This window comes from Streptomyces sp. NPDC048191 (genome assembly GCF_040652655.1).
GTDB lineage: Bacteria > Actinomycetota > Actinomycetes > Streptomycetales > Streptomycetaceae > Streptomyces.
In genome coordinates this window covers 1-15,237 of the sequence record NZ_JBEZMO010000040.1, presented here as the reverse complement: position 1 = coordinate 15,237, position 15,237 = coordinate 1, and the positions used below count along the sequence as shown (strand labels likewise).

The 15,237-nt window shown below is 71.2% G+C and carries 16 protein-coding genes; 12 read left to right on the top strand and 4 right to left on the bottom strand.

From position 1 onward, the window contains the following. Positions 1–35: 35 nt before the first annotated feature. A complete protein-coding gene (locus AB0D93_RS37490) occupies positions 36–896 on the bottom strand; it encodes a hypothetical protein (RefSeq protein WP_362129831.1) in 861 nt (286 codons plus the stop codon). Positions 897–967: 71 nt separating this feature from the next. Between AB0D93_RS37490 and AB0D93_RS37485 the strand changes: the two genes are divergently transcribed. The 4 genes from AB0D93_RS37485 to ilvD all read left to right on the top strand — a co-directional run bounded on the left by AB0D93_RS37485 (position 968) and on the right by ilvD (position 5,541). Next, on the top strand, positions 968–1,900 hold the full coding sequence (locus AB0D93_RS37485) for a Ppx/GppA phosphatase family protein (protein ID WP_362129828.1): 933 nt from the start codon (positions 968–970) through the stop codon (positions 1,898–1,900). A gap of 191 nt (positions 1,901–2,091) precedes the next feature. Further along, positions 2,092–2,910, top strand: coding sequence for a sugar phosphate isomerase/epimerase (locus AB0D93_RS37480; protein WP_362129825.1), 819 nt, complete (start codon positions 2,092–2,094; stop codon positions 2,908–2,910). Between the two features lie 14 nt (positions 2,911–2,924). Next, positions 2,925–3,554, top strand: a complete 630-nt coding sequence (locus tag AB0D93_RS37475; protein WP_362129822.1) for a TetR family transcriptional regulator — start codon at positions 2,925–2,927, stop codon at positions 3,552–3,554. A gap of 133 nt (positions 3,555–3,687) precedes the next feature. Beyond that, positions 3,688–5,541, top strand: coding sequence for a dihydroxy-acid dehydratase (gene ilvD / locus AB0D93_RS37470; RefSeq protein ID WP_362129819.1), 1,854 nt, complete (start codon positions 3,688–3,690; stop codon positions 5,539–5,541). 49 nt (positions 5,542–5,590) lie between these two features. Here the strand turns inward: ilvD and AB0D93_RS37465 are convergent, their stop codons facing one another. Then, positions 5,591–7,690 (bottom strand): serine/threonine-protein kinase, encoded by a 2,100-nt coding sequence (locus tag AB0D93_RS37465; RefSeq protein ID WP_362129816.1) that lies wholly within the window; start codon positions 7,688–7,690, stop codon positions 5,591–5,593. Positions 7,691–7,868: 178 nt separating this feature from the next. Between AB0D93_RS37465 and AB0D93_RS37460 the strand changes: the two genes are divergently transcribed. The 4 genes from AB0D93_RS37460 to AB0D93_RS37445 are packed head-to-tail and all read left to right on the top strand — an operon-like array spanning position 7,869 to position 9,504. Next, positions 7,869–8,195: an SH3 domain-containing protein gene (locus AB0D93_RS37460; protein ID WP_362129813.1), complete on the top strand. Its 327-nt coding sequence runs from the start codon at positions 7,869–7,871 to the stop codon at positions 8,193–8,195. Positions 8,196–8,220: 25 nt separating this feature from the next. Next, positions 8,221–8,565 carry an SH3 domain-containing protein gene (locus AB0D93_RS37455; RefSeq protein ID WP_362129810.1) on the top strand — a complete coding sequence of 115 codons (345 nt, stop codon included), beginning with the start codon at positions 8,221–8,223 and terminating at the stop codon, positions 8,563–8,565. A 27-nt stretch (positions 8,566–8,592) separates the two neighbouring features. Beyond that, the gene (locus tag AB0D93_RS37450; RefSeq protein WP_362129807.1) at positions 8,593–8,937 is read left to right on the top strand and encodes a hypothetical protein; all 345 of its coding nucleotides are present in this window, start codon (positions 8,593–8,595) and stop codon (positions 8,935–8,937) included. Between the two features lie 42 nt (positions 8,938–8,979). After that, positions 8,980–9,504, top strand: a complete 525-nt coding sequence (locus AB0D93_RS37445) for an EamA/RhaT family transporter (protein ID WP_362129805.1) — start codon at positions 8,980–8,982, stop codon at positions 9,502–9,504. Positions 9,505–9,540: 36 nt separating this feature from the next. Here the strand turns inward: AB0D93_RS37445 and AB0D93_RS37440 are convergent, their stop codons facing one another. Further along, positions 9,541–10,026, bottom strand: coding sequence for an SAM-dependent methyltransferase (locus AB0D93_RS37440; protein WP_362129802.1), 486 nt, complete (start codon positions 10,024–10,026; stop codon positions 9,541–9,543). A gap of 162 nt (positions 10,027–10,188) precedes the next feature. Here AB0D93_RS37440 and AB0D93_RS37435 point away from each other — a divergent pair, with 162 nt between their 5' ends. The 4 genes from AB0D93_RS37435 to proC all read left to right on the top strand — a co-directional run bounded on the left by AB0D93_RS37435 (position 10,189) and on the right by proC (position 13,648). After that, the gene (locus AB0D93_RS37435; protein ID WP_362129799.1) at positions 10,189–10,974 is read left to right on the top strand and encodes a class I SAM-dependent methyltransferase; all 786 of its coding nucleotides are present in this window, start codon (positions 10,189–10,191) and stop codon (positions 10,972–10,974) included. Positions 10,975–11,091: 117 nt separating this feature from the next. Continuing rightward, entirely contained in the window at positions 11,092–11,892 is an 801-nt protein-coding gene (locus AB0D93_RS37430; RefSeq protein WP_362129796.1) for an ABC transporter ATP-binding protein, read from the top strand. After that, a complete protein-coding gene (locus AB0D93_RS37425) occupies positions 11,889–12,686 on the top strand; it encodes an ABC transporter permease (RefSeq protein WP_362129793.1) in 798 nt (265 codons plus the stop codon). The genes AB0D93_RS37430 and AB0D93_RS37425 overlap by 4 nt, the downstream gene beginning before the upstream one ends. Positions 12,687–12,835: 149 nt before the next feature. Then, positions 12,836–13,648, top strand: a complete 813-nt coding sequence (proC, locus tag AB0D93_RS37420; RefSeq protein WP_362129790.1) for a pyrroline-5-carboxylate reductase — start codon at positions 12,836–12,838, stop codon at positions 13,646–13,648. Positions 13,649–13,695: 47 nt separating this feature from the next. Here the strand turns inward: proC and trpS are convergent, their stop codons facing one another. Next, on the bottom strand, positions 13,696–14,724 hold the full coding sequence (gene trpS / locus AB0D93_RS37415) for a tryptophan--tRNA ligase (RefSeq protein WP_362129787.1): 1,029 nt from the start codon (positions 14,722–14,724) through the stop codon (positions 13,696–13,698). Between the last annotated feature and the right edge of the window lie 513 nt (positions 14,725–15,237).

The window sequence follows — 15,237 nt, the reverse complement described above, 5'->3', positions numbered from 1 at the left end:
GCGTGGGAAGGGCCGGAGCAAAGGGGCCGGAGGGGCTACGGCGCCGGATCGGCCGGGTGGGGTGCCACGAGCGGCAGCTGCGACGCCAGTCGCTGTTCGCACAGCTCGACCAGGCGGTCGTAGCCGGCCTTGCCCATCAGTTCGGTCAGCTCCGCCCGGTAGGAGACGTACACCGGCTCGCCCGCGCCGTGCGCCGACGTCGCCGACGTGCACCACCAGTGCAGGTCGTGGCCGCCCGGCCCCCAGCCCCGGCGGTCGTACTCGCCGATGGACACCTGCAGGACCCGGGTGTCGTCGGGGCGGTCGATCCAGTCGTACGTCCGCCGGATCGGGAGCTGCCAGCAGACGTCCGGCTTGGTCTCCAGCGGCTCCCGGCCCTCCTTCAGGGCCAGGATGTGCAGCGAGCAGCCCGCGCCGCCCGCGAAACCGGGCCGGTTCTGGAAGATGCAGGAGCCCTGGAAGGGGCGGGTCTGGCGGGAGCCCTCGTCGTCCGTGGAGACCCAGCCACCCCGGGTGCCCTCGTCGTGGTGCTGCCAGATCTCCGGCGTGAGCCGCGCCACATGCTCGGTCACCCGCTTCTCGTCGTCCTCGTCCGAGAAGTGAGCGCCCAGCGAGCAGCACCCGTCGTCCGCGCGGCCGGCCTGGATGCCCTGGCAGCCGCTGCCGAAGATGCAGTTCCAGCGAGAGGTCAGCCATGTCAGATCGCAGCGGAAGACCTGCTCGTCGTCCGCGGGATCGGGAAACTCCACCCAGGCGCGCGCGAAGTCGAGCCCCTTCTCGTCGCTCACCTGGGGGGCCTTCCTCGACTTCTTGGTCACGGACGACGCCGTCGCCTGCGCAGAATCCTTCAAACCCTTGGAGGATTTGTGGTCCTTCGCCTTTTTCGTCTTTGGCACGCGTCCAGGGTAAGTGGCCGAAGGCCGCTCCGGGGACCGTGGACGGACGATCTGGCAGTAGCGTTCCGTATATGAGACTCGGTGTCCTGGACGTGGGTTCGAACACGGTGCATCTGCTGGTGGTGGACGCCCACCCCGGTGCACGCCCGCTGCCCGCGCATTCCCACAAGGTCGAACTTCGGCTCGCCCAGCTGCTCGACGACAGCGGTGCCATCGACGACGGCGGCATACACAAGCTGATCGCCGTCGTACAGGACGCGCTGCAGGCCGCCGAGGACAAGGGCGTCGAGGACCTGCTGCCGTTCGCGACCTCCGCCGTCCGGGAGGCCGGCAACGCCGACGACGTCCTCGCGCGCGTGGCCGACGAGACCGGCGTACGACTCCAGGTCCTCACCGGCGAGGAGGAGGCCCGCCTGACCTTCCTCGCGGTCCGCCGCTGGTTCGGCTGGTCCGCCGGAAAGCTGCTGGTCCTGGACATCGGCGGCGGCTCCCTGGAGATCGCCTACGGCATGGACGAGGAGCCGGACATCGCCGTCTCCCTGCCGCTCGGCGCCGGCCGGCTCACCGCGGGCTGGCTGCCCGGCGACCCGCCCTCCCCCGAGTCCGTGCGCGCGCTGCGCCGCCACGTCCGCGCGGAGATCGCCCGCACGGTCGGCGAGTTCAGCCGCTCGGGCGCCCCCGACCACGTCGTCGCGACGTCCAAGACCTTCAAGCAGCTCGCCCGCATCGCCGGGGCCGCCCGCAGCGCCGAGGGCCTCTACGTCCAGCGCGAGCTCAAGCGCGAGTCCCTGGAGGCCTGGGTGCCGCGCCTGGCCGGCATGACCGAGGCCCAGCGCGGCGAGCTCCCGGGAGTCTCGGAGGGCAGGGCCGGCCAGCTGCTGGCGGGCGCCCTGGTGGCCGAGGGCGCGATGGACCTGTTCGGCGTGGAGAGCCTGGAGATCTGCCCGTGGGCTCTGCGGGAGGGCGTGATCCTCCGGCGCCTGGATCACATGGGGTCCGCTTAGCGCCTGCCGTCGCATTCCAGTCAGTCCCGCGACGCCCGGCACGCTCCCCCACCGGCTCCCGGAGCCCCGGAAGGGGCGCGGCGAGCTGCGCGAGCGGCCACCACGCACGCCGCGCCCGCTCGCATGGCAAAGCTCACAACGGCGAACAGGCACCCAACACCCGCACCACTCCACCCCGTAAGGTGACGGACGTGGTTGAACCAAGGGACGCGGACGTGCGGATCGCGCTGTCGACGGCCTCCGTCTACCCGGAGTCCACCGCGACGGCCTTCGAGATCGCCGCGCGCCTCGGGTACGACGGTGTCGAGGTCATGGTGTGGACCGACCCGGTCAGCCAGGACATAGAGGCGCTGCGCCGCCTGTCCGACTACCACGGCATCCCGATCCTGGCCGTCCACGCGCCCTGCCTGCTGATCACCCAGCGGGTCTGGTCGACGGACCCCTGGGTCAAGCTGCAGCGGGCCCGGGCGGCCGCCGAGAAGCTGGGCGCCTCCACCGTCGTCGTCCACCCGCCCTTCCGCTGGCAGCGGCAGTACGCCCGTGACTTCGTCGACGGCATCTGGCGGATGGCGAACGAGACGGACGTACGGTTCGCCGTCGAGAACATGTACCCGTGGCGCTACCGCGACCGCGAGATGCTCGCCTACGCCCCCGACTGGGACGTCACCCAGCACGACTACCGGCACTTCACGATCGACCTCAGCCACACGGCCACGGCCCGTACGGACGCGCTGGACATGGTCGGCCGCATGGGCGACCGCCTCGGCCATGTGCACCTGGCCGACGGCCGGGGTTCCGCCAAGGACGAGCACATGGTGCCCGGCCGCGGCACCCAGCCCTGTGCCGAGCTGCTGGAGCACCTGACCCTGTCCGGCTTCGACGGCCACGTCGTCATCGAGGTCAACACCCGCCGGGCGATGTCCAGCGCCGAGCGCGAGGCCGATCTCGCCGAGGCCCTGGCCTTCACCCGCAAGCACCTGGCGTCGGCGGTCCGGGTGCCCCGGCGATGAGCGAGACTCCGGCCATGAGCCAGACCCCGCCCCCCTCCGGGAACGAGCCGGCCGCCCGCAGAAGAGGCAGACCCCCGCGCACCGAGTCCGCCGGCACCCGCGACCGCATCCTCACCGCGGCCCGTGAGGAGTTCTCCGAGCGCGGGTACGAGAAGACGTCCGTGCGCGGTATCGCCAAGGCGGCCGGCGTCGACTCCGCGCTGGTCCACCACTACTTCGGCACCAAGGAGCAGGTCTTCGAGGCGGCCGTCGCGGTGGCCTTCGCGCCCGCGCTGAACGCCCCCGAGGCGGTGGCCGCCGGTCCCCTGGACGGTGTGGGGGAGCGGCTGACCCGGTTCATCTTCGGTGTCTGGGAGAACCCCAGGACCCGTACCCCGCTGCTGGCCATCGTCCGCTCGGCCGTCAACAACGAGACCGCGGCCGCCGTCTTCCGCCGCCTGATCGCCGCCCAGCTGCTGCGCCGCATCGCGGCCCAGGTGGATCTGCCGGACCCGGAACTGCGCGCCGAGCTGGCCGCCGCCCAGGTGGTCGGCGTGGCGATGATGCGCTACGTGATCAAGCTGGAGCCGCTGGCGTCGGCGGACCTGGAGCAGATCATCGAGCGGGTCGCCCCCGTCGTCCAGCACCACCTCACGGACAGGTGAGCGGCCCGTCTCACGGACGGATGAAACACGCGTCCCGCATTCCGGACAACCGTGTCCAGGGTTTGGAGCACCGGCGTACGCTCGGAGACAGTCAGAACTCCCTGGCAGAAGGTCTTCGAAGGAGCGAGCGACGATGCCCGAGCTGAGGTCCCGCACAGTCACCCACGGCCGCAACATGGCGGGCGCCCGCGCCCTTATGCGCGCCTCCGGTGTACCCGGTGCGGACATCGGCCGGAAGCCGATCATCGCGGTCGCGAACTCCTTCACCGAGTTCGTGCCGGGCCACACCCACCTCCAGCCCGTCGGCCGGATCGTCAGCGAGGCGATCAGGGAGGCCGGGGGAATCCCGCGCGAGTTCAACACGATCGCGGTCGACGACGGCATCGCGATGGGCCACGGCGGCATGCTCTACAGCCTCCCCTCCCGCGACCTGATCGCGGACTCGGTGGAGTACATGGTCGAGGCCCACTGCGCCGACGCCCTGGTCTGCATCTCCAACTGCGACAAGATCACCCCGGGCATGCTGCTGGCGGCCCTGCGCCTGAACATCCCGACGGTCTTCGTCTCCGGCGGCCCGATGGAGTCCGGTCGCGCCACCCTCGTGGACGGCACGGTCCGCACCCTCGACCTGGTCGACGCGATCTCCGACGCGGTCAACGACAAGATCTCCGACGAGGACATCCTCCGGATCGAGGAGAACGCCTGCCCGACCTGCGGCAGCTGTTCCGGCATGTTCACGGCCAACTCGATGAACTGCCTGACGGAGGCCATCGGCCTGTCGCTCCCCGGCAACGGCTCGGTCCTCGCCACCCACACCGCGCGCAAGCAGCTGTACGTCGACGCGGCCCGCACGGTCATGGACATCACCCGCCGTTACTACGAGCAGGACGACGACACGGTCCTCCCGCTCAACATCGCCACCTTCCAGGCCTTCGAGAACGCCATGGCCCTGGACATCGCGATGGGCGGCTCCACCAACACGATCCTGCACCTGCTGGCCGCCGCCCAGGAGGCGGGCGTCCCCTTCGGCCTGGAGCAGATCGACGCCGTCTCCCGCCGCGTCCCCTGCCTCGCCAAGGTCGCCCCGAACGTCGCGAAGAACCGCACGTACTACATGGAGGACGTGCACCGCGCCGGTGGCATCCCCGCCCTGCTGGGCGAGCTGCACCGCGCGGGCCTGCTCAACGAGGACGTCCACGCCGTCCACAGCCCGTCCCTGGCCGACTGGCTGAAGACCTGGGACGTCCGCGGCGGCTCCCCGTCCCCCGAGGCGGTCGAGCTGTGGCACGCGGCGCCGGGCTGCGTGCGCTCGGCCGAGGCCTTCTCCCAGTCCGAGCGCTGGGCGGCGCTGGACGAGGACGCGGAGGGCGGCTGCATCCGCTCGGTCGAGCACGCCTACTCCAAGGACGGCGGCCTGGCGGTCCTCAAGGGCAACCTCGCCGTCGACGGCTGCGTGGTGAAGACGGCCGGCGTCGACGAGTCGATCTGGACCTTCGAGGGCCCGGCGGTCGTCTGCGAGTCGCAGGAGGAGGCCGTCCAGCGCATCCTCACCCAGGAGGTCAAGGACGGCGACGTCGTCGTCATCCGCTACGAGGGTCCCAAGGGCGGCCCCGGCATGCAGGAGATGCTCTACCCGACCTCGTACCTGAAGGGCCGGGGTCTCGGCAAGACCTGCGCGCTGATCACCGACGGCCGCTTCTCCGGCGGCACCTCGGGCCTGTCCATCGGCCACGCCTCCCCCGAGGCGGCCTCCGGCGGCACGATCGCCCTCGTCCAGGACGGCGACCGCATCCGCATCGACATCCCGGGCCGCACGATCGAGCTCCTGGTCGACGAGGCCGAACTCGCCCGTCGCGAGCAGTCCCTGAACGGCGTCTACGCCCCCAAGAGCCGCGACCGCAAGGTGTCGGCGGCACTGAGGGCCTACGCGGCGATGGCCACCAGCGCCGACAAGGGCGCGGTGCGGGACGTGACGAAGCTGGGCTGAACGCACACGCGAAGGGGCCGCCTCCTGACGGGGGCGGCCCCTTCGCGTGTCACCACCCGGCCGGATCCCGCGTGCCCACCGCGAAGACGGTTCCGTCGGGGGCGGTGGCGCAGAGGCGGGCGCCCATGAGCACGGGCTCGGCCGGTGCCCCGGTGACCTCGGCCGAGTTCGCTCCCAGGAGCGCGCGGGTCTGTCCGACGAGGGTGCCCCGGTGGGCGTCGACGGCGAGGAGTCGTCCGTCCGCTGCCGTGAAGTAGACATGGTCGCCGTCTGCGACGGGCGTCGATCCGCGGCTCACGGAGGTCTCCAGACGCCACAGCTCCCTCCGGGAGGCCATGTCGACGGTCACCAGGGTGCCGCCGGAGGCCAGGATGTGGACCACGTCCCCGCGCACGGAGGCGTGAGCGCTTGCGAGCGTGAGGGACAGGGGCATCCGCTGCGCCGACTTGGATCCGGGTACATAGCGGACGACGGCCTGAGTGTCTCCGTAGACGCCGTTCAGGGCGAGGAAGTAGACCGAGCCGTGCTGAGCACCGAACGGCTTGAGCCGACCGCTCAGCCGAGCCTCCCAGCGCACCTCACCGGTGCGCGGGTCCACCGCGGTCACGTGCGCGCCGGCCCCTTCGGCGGCCACGACGGTCGTGTACGCCAGTGAGTCCCCGGGGAACGACGCGAAGGACGGCACGCCCCGGCCCGGGTACGTCCGGTGCCACAGCGTACGGCCGTGGGCGCTGTCCACACCCGTCACCGTCCCGTCGGGACCGGTGAGCAGGGCCGCACTGCCCGCGTACCGGATCCACGTGCCCGTCGGCAGCCGCCGCTGCCAGACGGTCCTGCCGGAGGCGGGGTCCAGCGCCGCCAGCCGGGTGCCGCCGCCGGTGTACGGCTGCACCAGACCGCCCGACAGGATCGGTGGACCACTCGCGGACCGGGTGGCCACCGAGCGCTGCCAGAGCAGTTTTCCGTCGACGGGGGAGAGGGCGAAGACCACACCGGGCCGCGCGCAGAGCAACCTCCCCGCTCCGTAGGAGCATTGAGGCATACCCGTGCCCTTGCCCACCGGTTTCTCCCGCCAGGCGGTGAAGGCGGCGGCTCTGGTGCGAGGGGCCTCCCGGGACGCATGGCTGCCGCCGCCGAGGAGCTGCACCGAGGCGAGGGCGACGGACAGGACGAGACCGAGCCCTCCGACGGCGAGTACCGCCTTCCTGCCCGCCCGTCCCCAGAAGGGCTTGCGGCGCCGCTCGGACCGTGCCGCAGCGGCCTCCGGAGTCGGGTCCTCGCCCTCCCGCTGGGCCGGTATGAACGCCTGCGTGTCGTAAGAGGCCGCGACCGACCGAAGCTCGCGCATGAGCTCGTCCGGGGTCGGCCGGTCCTCCGGTTCCTTGGCGAGGCAACGTCGCACGAGCGGCGCCAGAGTCTCCGGAACGCCGGTCAGATCGGGCTCGTCGTGCACGACTTGGTACGCGACGACGTACGGGCTGTCGGAGTCGAACGGACCCCGGCCGGTCGCCGCGTGCACCATCACGGACCCGAGCGCGAAGATGTCCGCCGCCGGCCCCACTTCCCGTGGCCGCCGGAACTGCTCAGGCGCCATGAAGGGCGGCGTACCGATCAACTTGCCGGTCTCGGTGCGCAGTTCACTGTCCTTCGGCCGGGAGATACCGAAGTCGATGACCTTCGGCCCGTCCTCGGCGAGCAGCACGTTGCTCGGCTTCAGGTCGCGGTGTACGACCCCGACTCGATGGATGTCCCGCAGCGCCTCCGCCAGTCCGGCCATCAGACGACGCAACTGCGCTGTAGGCATGGGGCCGTTCCGCTTCACGTGATCCGACAGGGTCGGCCCGGGAATGAACAGGGTGGCCATCCAAGGCCGTTCGGCTTCGGGATCGGCATCGACGACCGACGCGGTGAAAGCACCGCTCACCCGTCGGGCGGCGGCGACCTCCTGCCTGAAACGGCCCCTGAACTCGGGATCCCTGGCGAACTGGGCATGGACGACCTTCACCGCGAGCTTCAGTCCCGACGTGCTCCGCGCCAGGTGCACCACCCCCATGCCGCCCGAGCCCAGGCACGACTCGAGCCGGTAGTGACCGACGTGTTCGGGAAGTTCCGCTTCCGCGCCCGCTCCGGTGTTGCGCTGTGGCGTCATGGACCACCCCCGTGCTGTTCGTCCGCGCGCGCGACGCACGGAGCCTAGTCGATGACTCGTACGAGACAGAGGCGGCTTGCTAGCCTCCGCGTGCGAGTCGCGCACAGATGTTTCGCGGTTCGCTTCATGGGAACCAACGGGCCCCATGGCGCACATGGGGCTGACGGGGGAGGCACGCATGTCCGTTGAACGCGCCGAAGACATTCGGAACACCGACGAGGGCGAGGACGTCAAGGCCGTTGCCGGGAGCGCGGCCCTGCGCTACTACGCGGTCGCCCCGGGCACCCGCCTGAACGTCCGCAGCGGCCCCGGCACCAGCTACAACGTCCTGTACGTCCTCCCTGAGGGCGCCAAGGTCCCGATCTACTGCCAGACCTCCGGCACCACGGTCACCGGCCCGTACGGCACGACGAAGATCTGGGACAACATCGACAACGGTGAGTACGTCTCCGACGCCTACGTCCAGACCGGCAGCGACGGTTACATCGCCCCGCGCTGCGGCTGACCCCCCCTTTTGAGAGGAATCCGAGATGACCACCCTGGGCCGTAGATCCGCCCTGGCCGCCGGCGCTGCCGCGGCCTTCCTCGTGGTGCTGGGCTCGTCGGCGACCGCCAACGCGGCCACCATACGGACGTATCCCGTCGCTCCAGGCGTCCGCCTGAACGTCCGCAGCGGCCCGGGCACCGACTACGGGATCGTCCGCGTCCTGCCCGAGGGCATGAGTGTCCCGATCTTCTGCCAGTCCCCCGGCACGACCGTGACGGGCCCGTACGGCACCTCGAACATCTGGGACAACATCGACAACGGTGAGTACGTCTCCGATGCCTACGTCCAGACGGGAAGCGACGGTTACATCGCCTCCCGTTGCGGCTGACCCCCCTTTTTTTGAGAGGAATCCGAGATGACCACCCTGGGCCGTAGATCCGCCCTGGCCGCCGGCGCCGCCGCGGCCTTCCTCGTGGTGCTGGGCTCGTCGGCGACCGCCAACGCGGCCACGGTCCAGACGTACCCCACCGCCCCCGGCGTCAGAATCAACGTCCGCAGCGGCCCCGGCACCAACTACAGCATCATCCGCGTCCTCGTGGAGAACACCCGCGTACCGATCTTCTGCCAGGCGCCGGGCACGACCGTGACGGGCACCTACGGCACGACGAACATCTGGGACAACATCGACAACGGTGAGTACGTCTCCGACGCCTACGTCCAGACCGGCAGCGACGGCTACATAGCCTCGCGCTGCGCCTGACCCCGCCCGGAGCCCGCCCCCGCCCGGCGCCATAATCGTTCCGTGAGCGACGAAACCGGCACCCCGGACACCCCGGCGGGCTCCTCGGGCGGTGCGGCCCAGGGCGGTGGCCCCCGCCCCGAGCCTCTCCGCTTCTTCGGCACCACCTGGGTGCACCACGACAACGGCTACCCGGCCCGCCGCGCCGGCGTCGCCGTCGGCTCGCTCGTCGCGGCCGTCGTCTCCTGCCTGGTCCTGCGCTTCGCCTACGAGGGCATCCGGATCGCCGGCACCGGCTCCTTCGTGACCGTGCTGATCATCGCCATGTTCGCGATCTGCAGCGCCCTCGCCTTCCGCAACACCTGGGACGGCTTCGGCAAGCGCCACGACCCGCAGCGCCAGGCCTCCCTGCGCGGTCTGCTCGCCATCGGCTTCGTCGGCTCCCTCCTCGCCTACTTCTTCCGCTCCCTCACCGAGGCCCCGGGCGAGAAGCTGCACCGCGAGGAGTACGAGAAGGCCCGCGAGGAGTACGAACGCCGCGGCACGCGGCGCACCGGCAACCCGTCGAAGAAGAAGCGCCGCCGCTGACACCGGCTCCCGGCGGCCGGTCCACGGCCGGCCAGGTCAGTAGTACCGGCTCATGATCGCCGTGGCCCACTCCGGCTGACGCGTCCCACCCTGCGGCCCGAACTCCGCCATGTACGGCTTGAGGTCCAGCACCGGAGTGCCGTCCACCGCGTCGAGCCCCTGCACGTGCACGTCCAGCCCGTCGACCCGCAGCACACGACAGCGCGAGACCCCGATCCGGTTGGGCCGGTTCTTGCCCCGCTGGGCGAAGATGCCGACCTTCGGCCAGTCGGTGTTGCCGCGCGGATGCCGGGCCCCGGTCTCGATCCGCTCCTCCGGTACCCGGTCGAAGTGGTAGACGACCTCCAGGTGGGAGAAGTCCTCCAGTCCGGCCAGGGCCTCGGCCGTGAACCGATCACCGTCCACCCGGATCACGGCACGGACCTCACCCCACTCGTCGTCCCGCACCTCCCGCCGCCCACCGACGACCCGGCCCACCGGCCGCACCACCACGTCTCCGACGTCCCGACCCTGCCCGGCCACACCGGCCCCCTCTCCCAACCCGCCAGCGCTACAAGTGACTTGATCCCACGCTATCCGCTCCCGGCGGCCGCATGCCCCGTCGGCCCCGGCCGCCCGCACCCCGGCCGCCGTGAGACCCGAAAACCCGCTGCTCTTCGCGCCCGGCCTGCCCACCATGTCCGTATGACCACGACACCACCGCACTCACCCTCACCCGCGGCCCGCGCGCACTCCTTCAACTCCGCCGCGGCCCAGTACGCCGCGAACCGCCCGTCCTACCCGCCCGCCCTCTTCGACGCCGTCGAGGAGCTGGCCGGCCGGTCGCTGTCCGGCGCCAGGGTCGTGGACGTCGGCGCGGGTACGGGCATCGCGACCGCCCTCCTGCACGCCCGTGGCGCCGAGGTCCTCGCCGTCGAACCCGGCGCGGGCATGGCCGCCGAGTTCCGCCGCGCACTGCCGCACCTCCCGCTGGTCCGCGGCAACGGCGACGCCCTCCCCGTCGCCGACGCCTGCGCGGACTTCATCACCTACGCCCAGGCCTGGCACTGGACGGACACCGCCCGCTCGGTACCGGAGGCGCTGCGGGTGCTGCGGCCGGGCGGCGCGCTGGCCCTGTGGTGGAACACCGACGCCCTCGACGTCCCGTGGATCGCCGAGGCGGCCGAGCGCACCGGCCGGCTCACCGGTGTGGACATCCCCGCCGAGAAGCGCAAGGCCGCGGACCGTACCGACCTGGCCGACCCCAGCGGCGTCCTCCGTTTCAGCCGCCGGGACGTCCGCTGGAGCCGCCGCGTCACCGTCGACACCCACCTCGCGAACATCGGCAGCCACTCGGCGTTCCTCCTCACGCCCGAGGACCGCAGGACCGCCTTCCTGGAGGAGGAGCGCGGCCACCTGCTGAAGGCCTTCCCGGACGGCATGGTCGAGGAGACGTACGACGTGCTGCTGCTCGTCGCCACCAAGCCCTGACCCGTCCCCACCCCAGAACCGCGGCGGCCCGGTCTCCCACCGGGCCGCCGTTCTCGTGCGCGCCCGCACCGGCTCGCCCCTTGACGACCGCGGCCCGCCGGGGCAATTATTCATCACATGATGAATTACGTGGCCGACCCACCCCGGCCCACCGCACCGGACGCCATCCACGCCGACGACCTCACCGTGGTGCGCGGCCCCCGCACCGTCCTGCACCACCTCCACTTCACCGTCCCCCGCGGCCAGATCACCGGCCTGCTCGGCCCCTCCGGCTGCGGCAAGTCCACCCTGATGCGCGCCGTCGTCGGCACCCAGGCCAAGGTCACCGGCACCCTGGACGTCCTCGGCCGACCGGCCGGCCACCCCACCCTGCGCAGCCGCATCGGCTACGTCACCCAGGCCCCCTCCGTCTACGACGACCTCACCGTCCGCCAGAACCTCGAGTACTTCGCCGCGATCCTCGACCCGGGCGGCGCCGCCGCCGAACGCCGCCACGCACACGTCGAACAGGCCATCGCCGACGTCGACCTCACCAGCCACGCCGACGCCCTCGCCGGCAACCTCTCCGGCGGCCAGCGCAACCGGGTCTCCCTCGCCGTGGCCCTGCTCGGCACCCCCGAGCTCCTCGTCCTGGACGAACCCACCGTCGGCCTCGACCCCGTCCTGCGCCGCGACCTGTGGAACCTCTTCCACGACATCGCCGCCACCCGCGGCGCCACCCTCCTCGTCTCCTCCCACGTCATGGACGAGGCCGAGCGCTGCCACCGCCTCCTCCTCATGCGCGAGGGCGAGATCCTCGCCGACGACACTCCGGACGCCCTGCGCACCCGCACCGGCACCGACACCGTCGAGGCGGCCTTCCTCCACCTGGTCGACGAAGAGGCCGCCAAGGCCCGCACGAAGGAAACGGCACGATGACCACTCAGACGGCGACCACTCCGACGGCGACCACCACGGCCGCACCCGTCAGCGCCCTGAACCTCTCCCGCACCACCGCCACCGCCACCCGGGTCCTGCGCCAACTCCGCCACGACCCCCGCACCATCGCGCTGATGGTCCTCGTCCCGTGCCTGATGCTGGTCCTGCTGCGCTACGTCTTCGACGGCAGCCCCCGCACCTTCGACAACATCGGCGCCTCCCTGCTCGGCATCTTCCCGCTGATCACGATGTTCCTGGTCACGTCCATCGCCACCCTGCGCGAACGCACCTCCGGCACCCTCGAACGCCTCCTCGCCATGCCCCTCGGCAAGGCCGACCTCATCGCCGGCTACGCCCTCGCCTTCGGCGCGATCGCGATCGTCCAGTCGGCCCTCGCCACCGGCCTCGCCGTCTGGTTCCTCGGCCTCGACGTCACCGGCTCCCCATGGCTCCTGCTCCTGGTCGCCCTGCTCGACGCCCTGCTCGGCACGGCCCTCGGTCTCTTCGTCTCGGCCTTCGCGGCCTCGGAATTCCAGGCGGTCCAGTTCATGCCCGCGGTGATCTTTCCCCAGCTCCTCCTCTGCGGCCTGTTCACTCCCCGCTCGGAGATGCACCCCGCCCTCACGGCCATCTCCGACGCCCTGCCGATGTCGTACGCCGTCGACGGCATGAACCAGGTCCTCCACCACACCGACATGACGGCCACGTTCGTGAGGGACGTCCTGATCGTGGCGGGCTGCGCACTGCTCGTGCTGGCGCTGGGGGCGGCGACACTGCGACGCCGGACGGCGTGAGCCCGTAGCGACCACGCGTCGGCCACCGGGCCGGGCGGCGGGCGAGCACGGTCCGGCGGTCCGGGGGACGAAGCCCCCTGGCGGCAAACGGCGTCCGCCCACCGGACAGCCGACCCGCGCCCTTCCGCACCGGTGCCAAACTGACCCACATGAGCCAGAAAGTCGCAGTCCTCGGCACCGGCAAGATCGGCGAAGCCCTGCTCAGCGGAATGATCCGGGCGGGCTGGGCCCCCGCCGACCTCCTGGTCACCGCCCGCCGCCCCGAACGCGCCGAAGAACTCCGCACCCGCCACGGAGTCACCCCGGTCACCAACACCGAGGCCGCCAAGACCGCCGACACCCTCATCCTCACGGTCAAGCCGCAGGACATGGGCACCCTCCTGGACGAGCTCGCCCCGCACGTCCCCGCCGACCGCCTGGTCATCAGCGGTGCCGCCGGCATCCCCACGTCCTTCTTCGAGGAGCGTCTGACCGCCGGCACCCCGGTCGTCCGCGTCATGACCAACACCCCGGCCCTCGTCGACGAGGCCATGTCGGTGATCTCCGCCGGCACCCACGCCACCGAACAGCACCTCGCGCACGCCGAGGAGATCTTCGGCGCCGTCGGCAAGACCCTCCGCGTCCCCGAGACCCAGCAGGACGCCTGCACCGCCCTGTCCGGCTCCGGCCCCGCGTACTTCTTCTACCTGGTCGAGGCCATGACCGACGCCGGGATCCTGCTCGGCCTGCCCCGCGACAAGGCCCACGACCTCATCGTCCAGTCCGCCATCGGCGCCGCCGTGATGCTCCGTGACAGCGGCGAACACCCCGTCAAGCTCCGGGAGAACGTCACCTCCCCGGCCGGGACCACGATCAACGCCATCCGCGAACTGGAGAACCACGGCGTACGAGCCGCCCTCATCGCCGCCCTCGAAGCCGCCCGCGACCGCAGCCGCGAACTCGCCTCCGGCAAGAAGGACTGACCGGCGCCGGGGCGGGGGCTCACCCACGGCCCCCGCCCCGCCCGGCCCTAACGGCCGACCGCGCTCAACGCCGTCTCGAACGCCGGCGGCAACAACCCGATCGCCCGGTACGCCGCGTCCACGGTCGGCCGGGCCATCGCCCGCGCCTTCTCCGCACCGTCCCGCAGCACCCCCTCCACATGGGCGGGATCCGTGCACAGCTCCCGATGCCTGGCCCGCACGGGCTCGAGCACCTCCAGCACGGCCTCGGCGGTGTCCTTCTTCAAGGCGCCGTAAGACTCATACGCACCGGCCAGGGCCTCCGGGTCCCCACCCGTGCACGCGGCGAGGATCTCCAGCAGGTTCGCGATCCCCGGTCGCCCCTCCCGGTCGTACTCCACGCTCCGCCCGCTGTCGGTGACGGCCCGCATGATCTTCTTCCGTACGACGTCTGGCTCGTCCAGCAGATAGACGACCCCCAGACCCGAATCGTCCGACTTCCCCATCTTCGCCGTCGGGTTCTGCAGGTTCATCACCCGCGCCGCGACCGCGGGCCGCGTCGCCTTCGGCACCACGAACGTGTGGCCGTAGCGCTGGTTGAACCGCACCGCGAGATCCCGCGCCAGCTCGACGTGCTGCACCTGGTCGTCCCCGACCGGCACCTCGTCCGCGCCGTACCCCAGGATGTCCGCCGCCATCAGCACCGGATACGTCAGCAGCGACAGCCGCACACTCGCCCCGCGCTCCCGCTGCCGCGCGACCTTCTCCTTGTACTGGATCATCCGCCGCATCTCACCGTCGCTCGCCACGCACTCCAGCAGGTACGACAGTCTGGTGTGCTCGTCGACATGGCTCTGCAGGAACACGGTGCACACCTCGGGATCGAGCCCGGCGGCCAGCATCAACATCGCCGTCTGCCGACTGAGCCTGCGCAGTCGCGCCGGATCCTGGTCCACGGTCAGCGCGTGCAGATCCACCACGCAGAACACCGAGTCGGTCTGGTGCTGGTCCGTCTGCGCCCACCGCCGCATGGCGCCCAGGTAGTTGCCCAGCGTCAGATTCCCGGTCGGCTGAATCCCGCTGAAGACCCGCGTCATCTCCACTCCACCTCCTGATCGGGACCGCCGCTCCCGCGGCCGGCCCCCGGAGTCCGGAGGAGAAACGAGAACGGCCGCCGAGGCGGCGGCCGTTGGTCGCATACGTGAGTCGGCCGCCGTCAGGCGGCCCACCAGAACTGGGTACACGTACGCGTCGTCATGCCGCCCAGAGTACGCCCCCGGGGTGCACCGTGCACCGAAGTTGACACCCGCCACGCCGATCCGTAGTGTTCTCCGGGTTGTCCGACGTGAGCGCCGACTTCGGTCGGTCCCCGGACAGCCACTCCGCAAGTACCGACCAGCAATCGACGCCCGGCGCCGAATGCTTTGGCGCGCGTATTTATGGAATGAGGAGTCCGCGTTCGAAAGGACGCGCCCCCGATTAGCTCGGGAGCACGGAATCCGCTAAAGTCTCACTCGTCGGAACGGCCCAACGGCCGGGAAGACAAACCCCGCTGACTGGGAGTCAGAGCCGAAAGGATCTGATAGAGTCGGAACCGCCGGAAAGGGAAA

Coding starts and splice junctions, on each gene's coding strand:
- AB0D93_RS37435 (WP_362129799.1), top strand. CDS start 10,189: ATGACCACGACACCACCGCACTCACCCTCACCCGCGGCCCGCGCGCAC.
- proC (WP_362129790.1), top strand. CDS start 12,836: ATGAGCCAGAAAGTCGCAGTCCTCGGCACCGGCAAGATCGGCGAAGCC.
- AB0D93_RS37485 (WP_362129828.1), top strand. CDS start 968: ATGAGACTCGGTGTCCTGGACGTGGGTTCGAACACGGTGCATCTGCTG.
- AB0D93_RS37430 (WP_362129796.1), top strand. CDS start 11,092: ATGATGAATTACGTGGCCGACCCACCCCGGCCCACCGCACCGGACGCC.
- AB0D93_RS37450 (WP_362129807.1), top strand. CDS start 8,593: ATGACCACCCTGGGCCGTAGATCCGCCCTGGCCGCCGGCGCCGCCGCG.
- AB0D93_RS37455 (WP_362129810.1), top strand. CDS start 8,221: ATGACCACCCTGGGCCGTAGATCCGCCCTGGCCGCCGGCGCTGCCGCG.
- ilvD (WP_362129819.1), top strand. CDS start 3,688: ATGCCCGAGCTGAGGTCCCGCACAGTCACCCACGGCCGCAACATGGCG.
- AB0D93_RS37460 (WP_362129813.1), top strand. CDS start 7,869: ATGTCCGTTGAACGCGCCGAAGACATTCGGAACACCGACGAGGGCGAG.
- trpS (WP_362129787.1), bottom strand. CDS start 14,724: ATGACGCGGGTCTTCAGCGGGATTCAGCCGACCGGGAATCTGACGCTG.
- AB0D93_RS37465 (WP_362129816.1), bottom strand. CDS start 7,690: ATGACGCCACAGCGCAACACCGGAGCGGGCGCGGAAGCGGAACTTCCC.
- AB0D93_RS37475 (WP_362129822.1), top strand. CDS start 2,925: ATGAGCCAGACCCCGCCCCCCTCCGGGAACGAGCCGGCCGCCCGCAGA.
- AB0D93_RS37425 (WP_362129793.1), top strand. CDS start 11,889: ATGACCACTCAGACGGCGACCACTCCGACGGCGACCACCACGGCCGCA.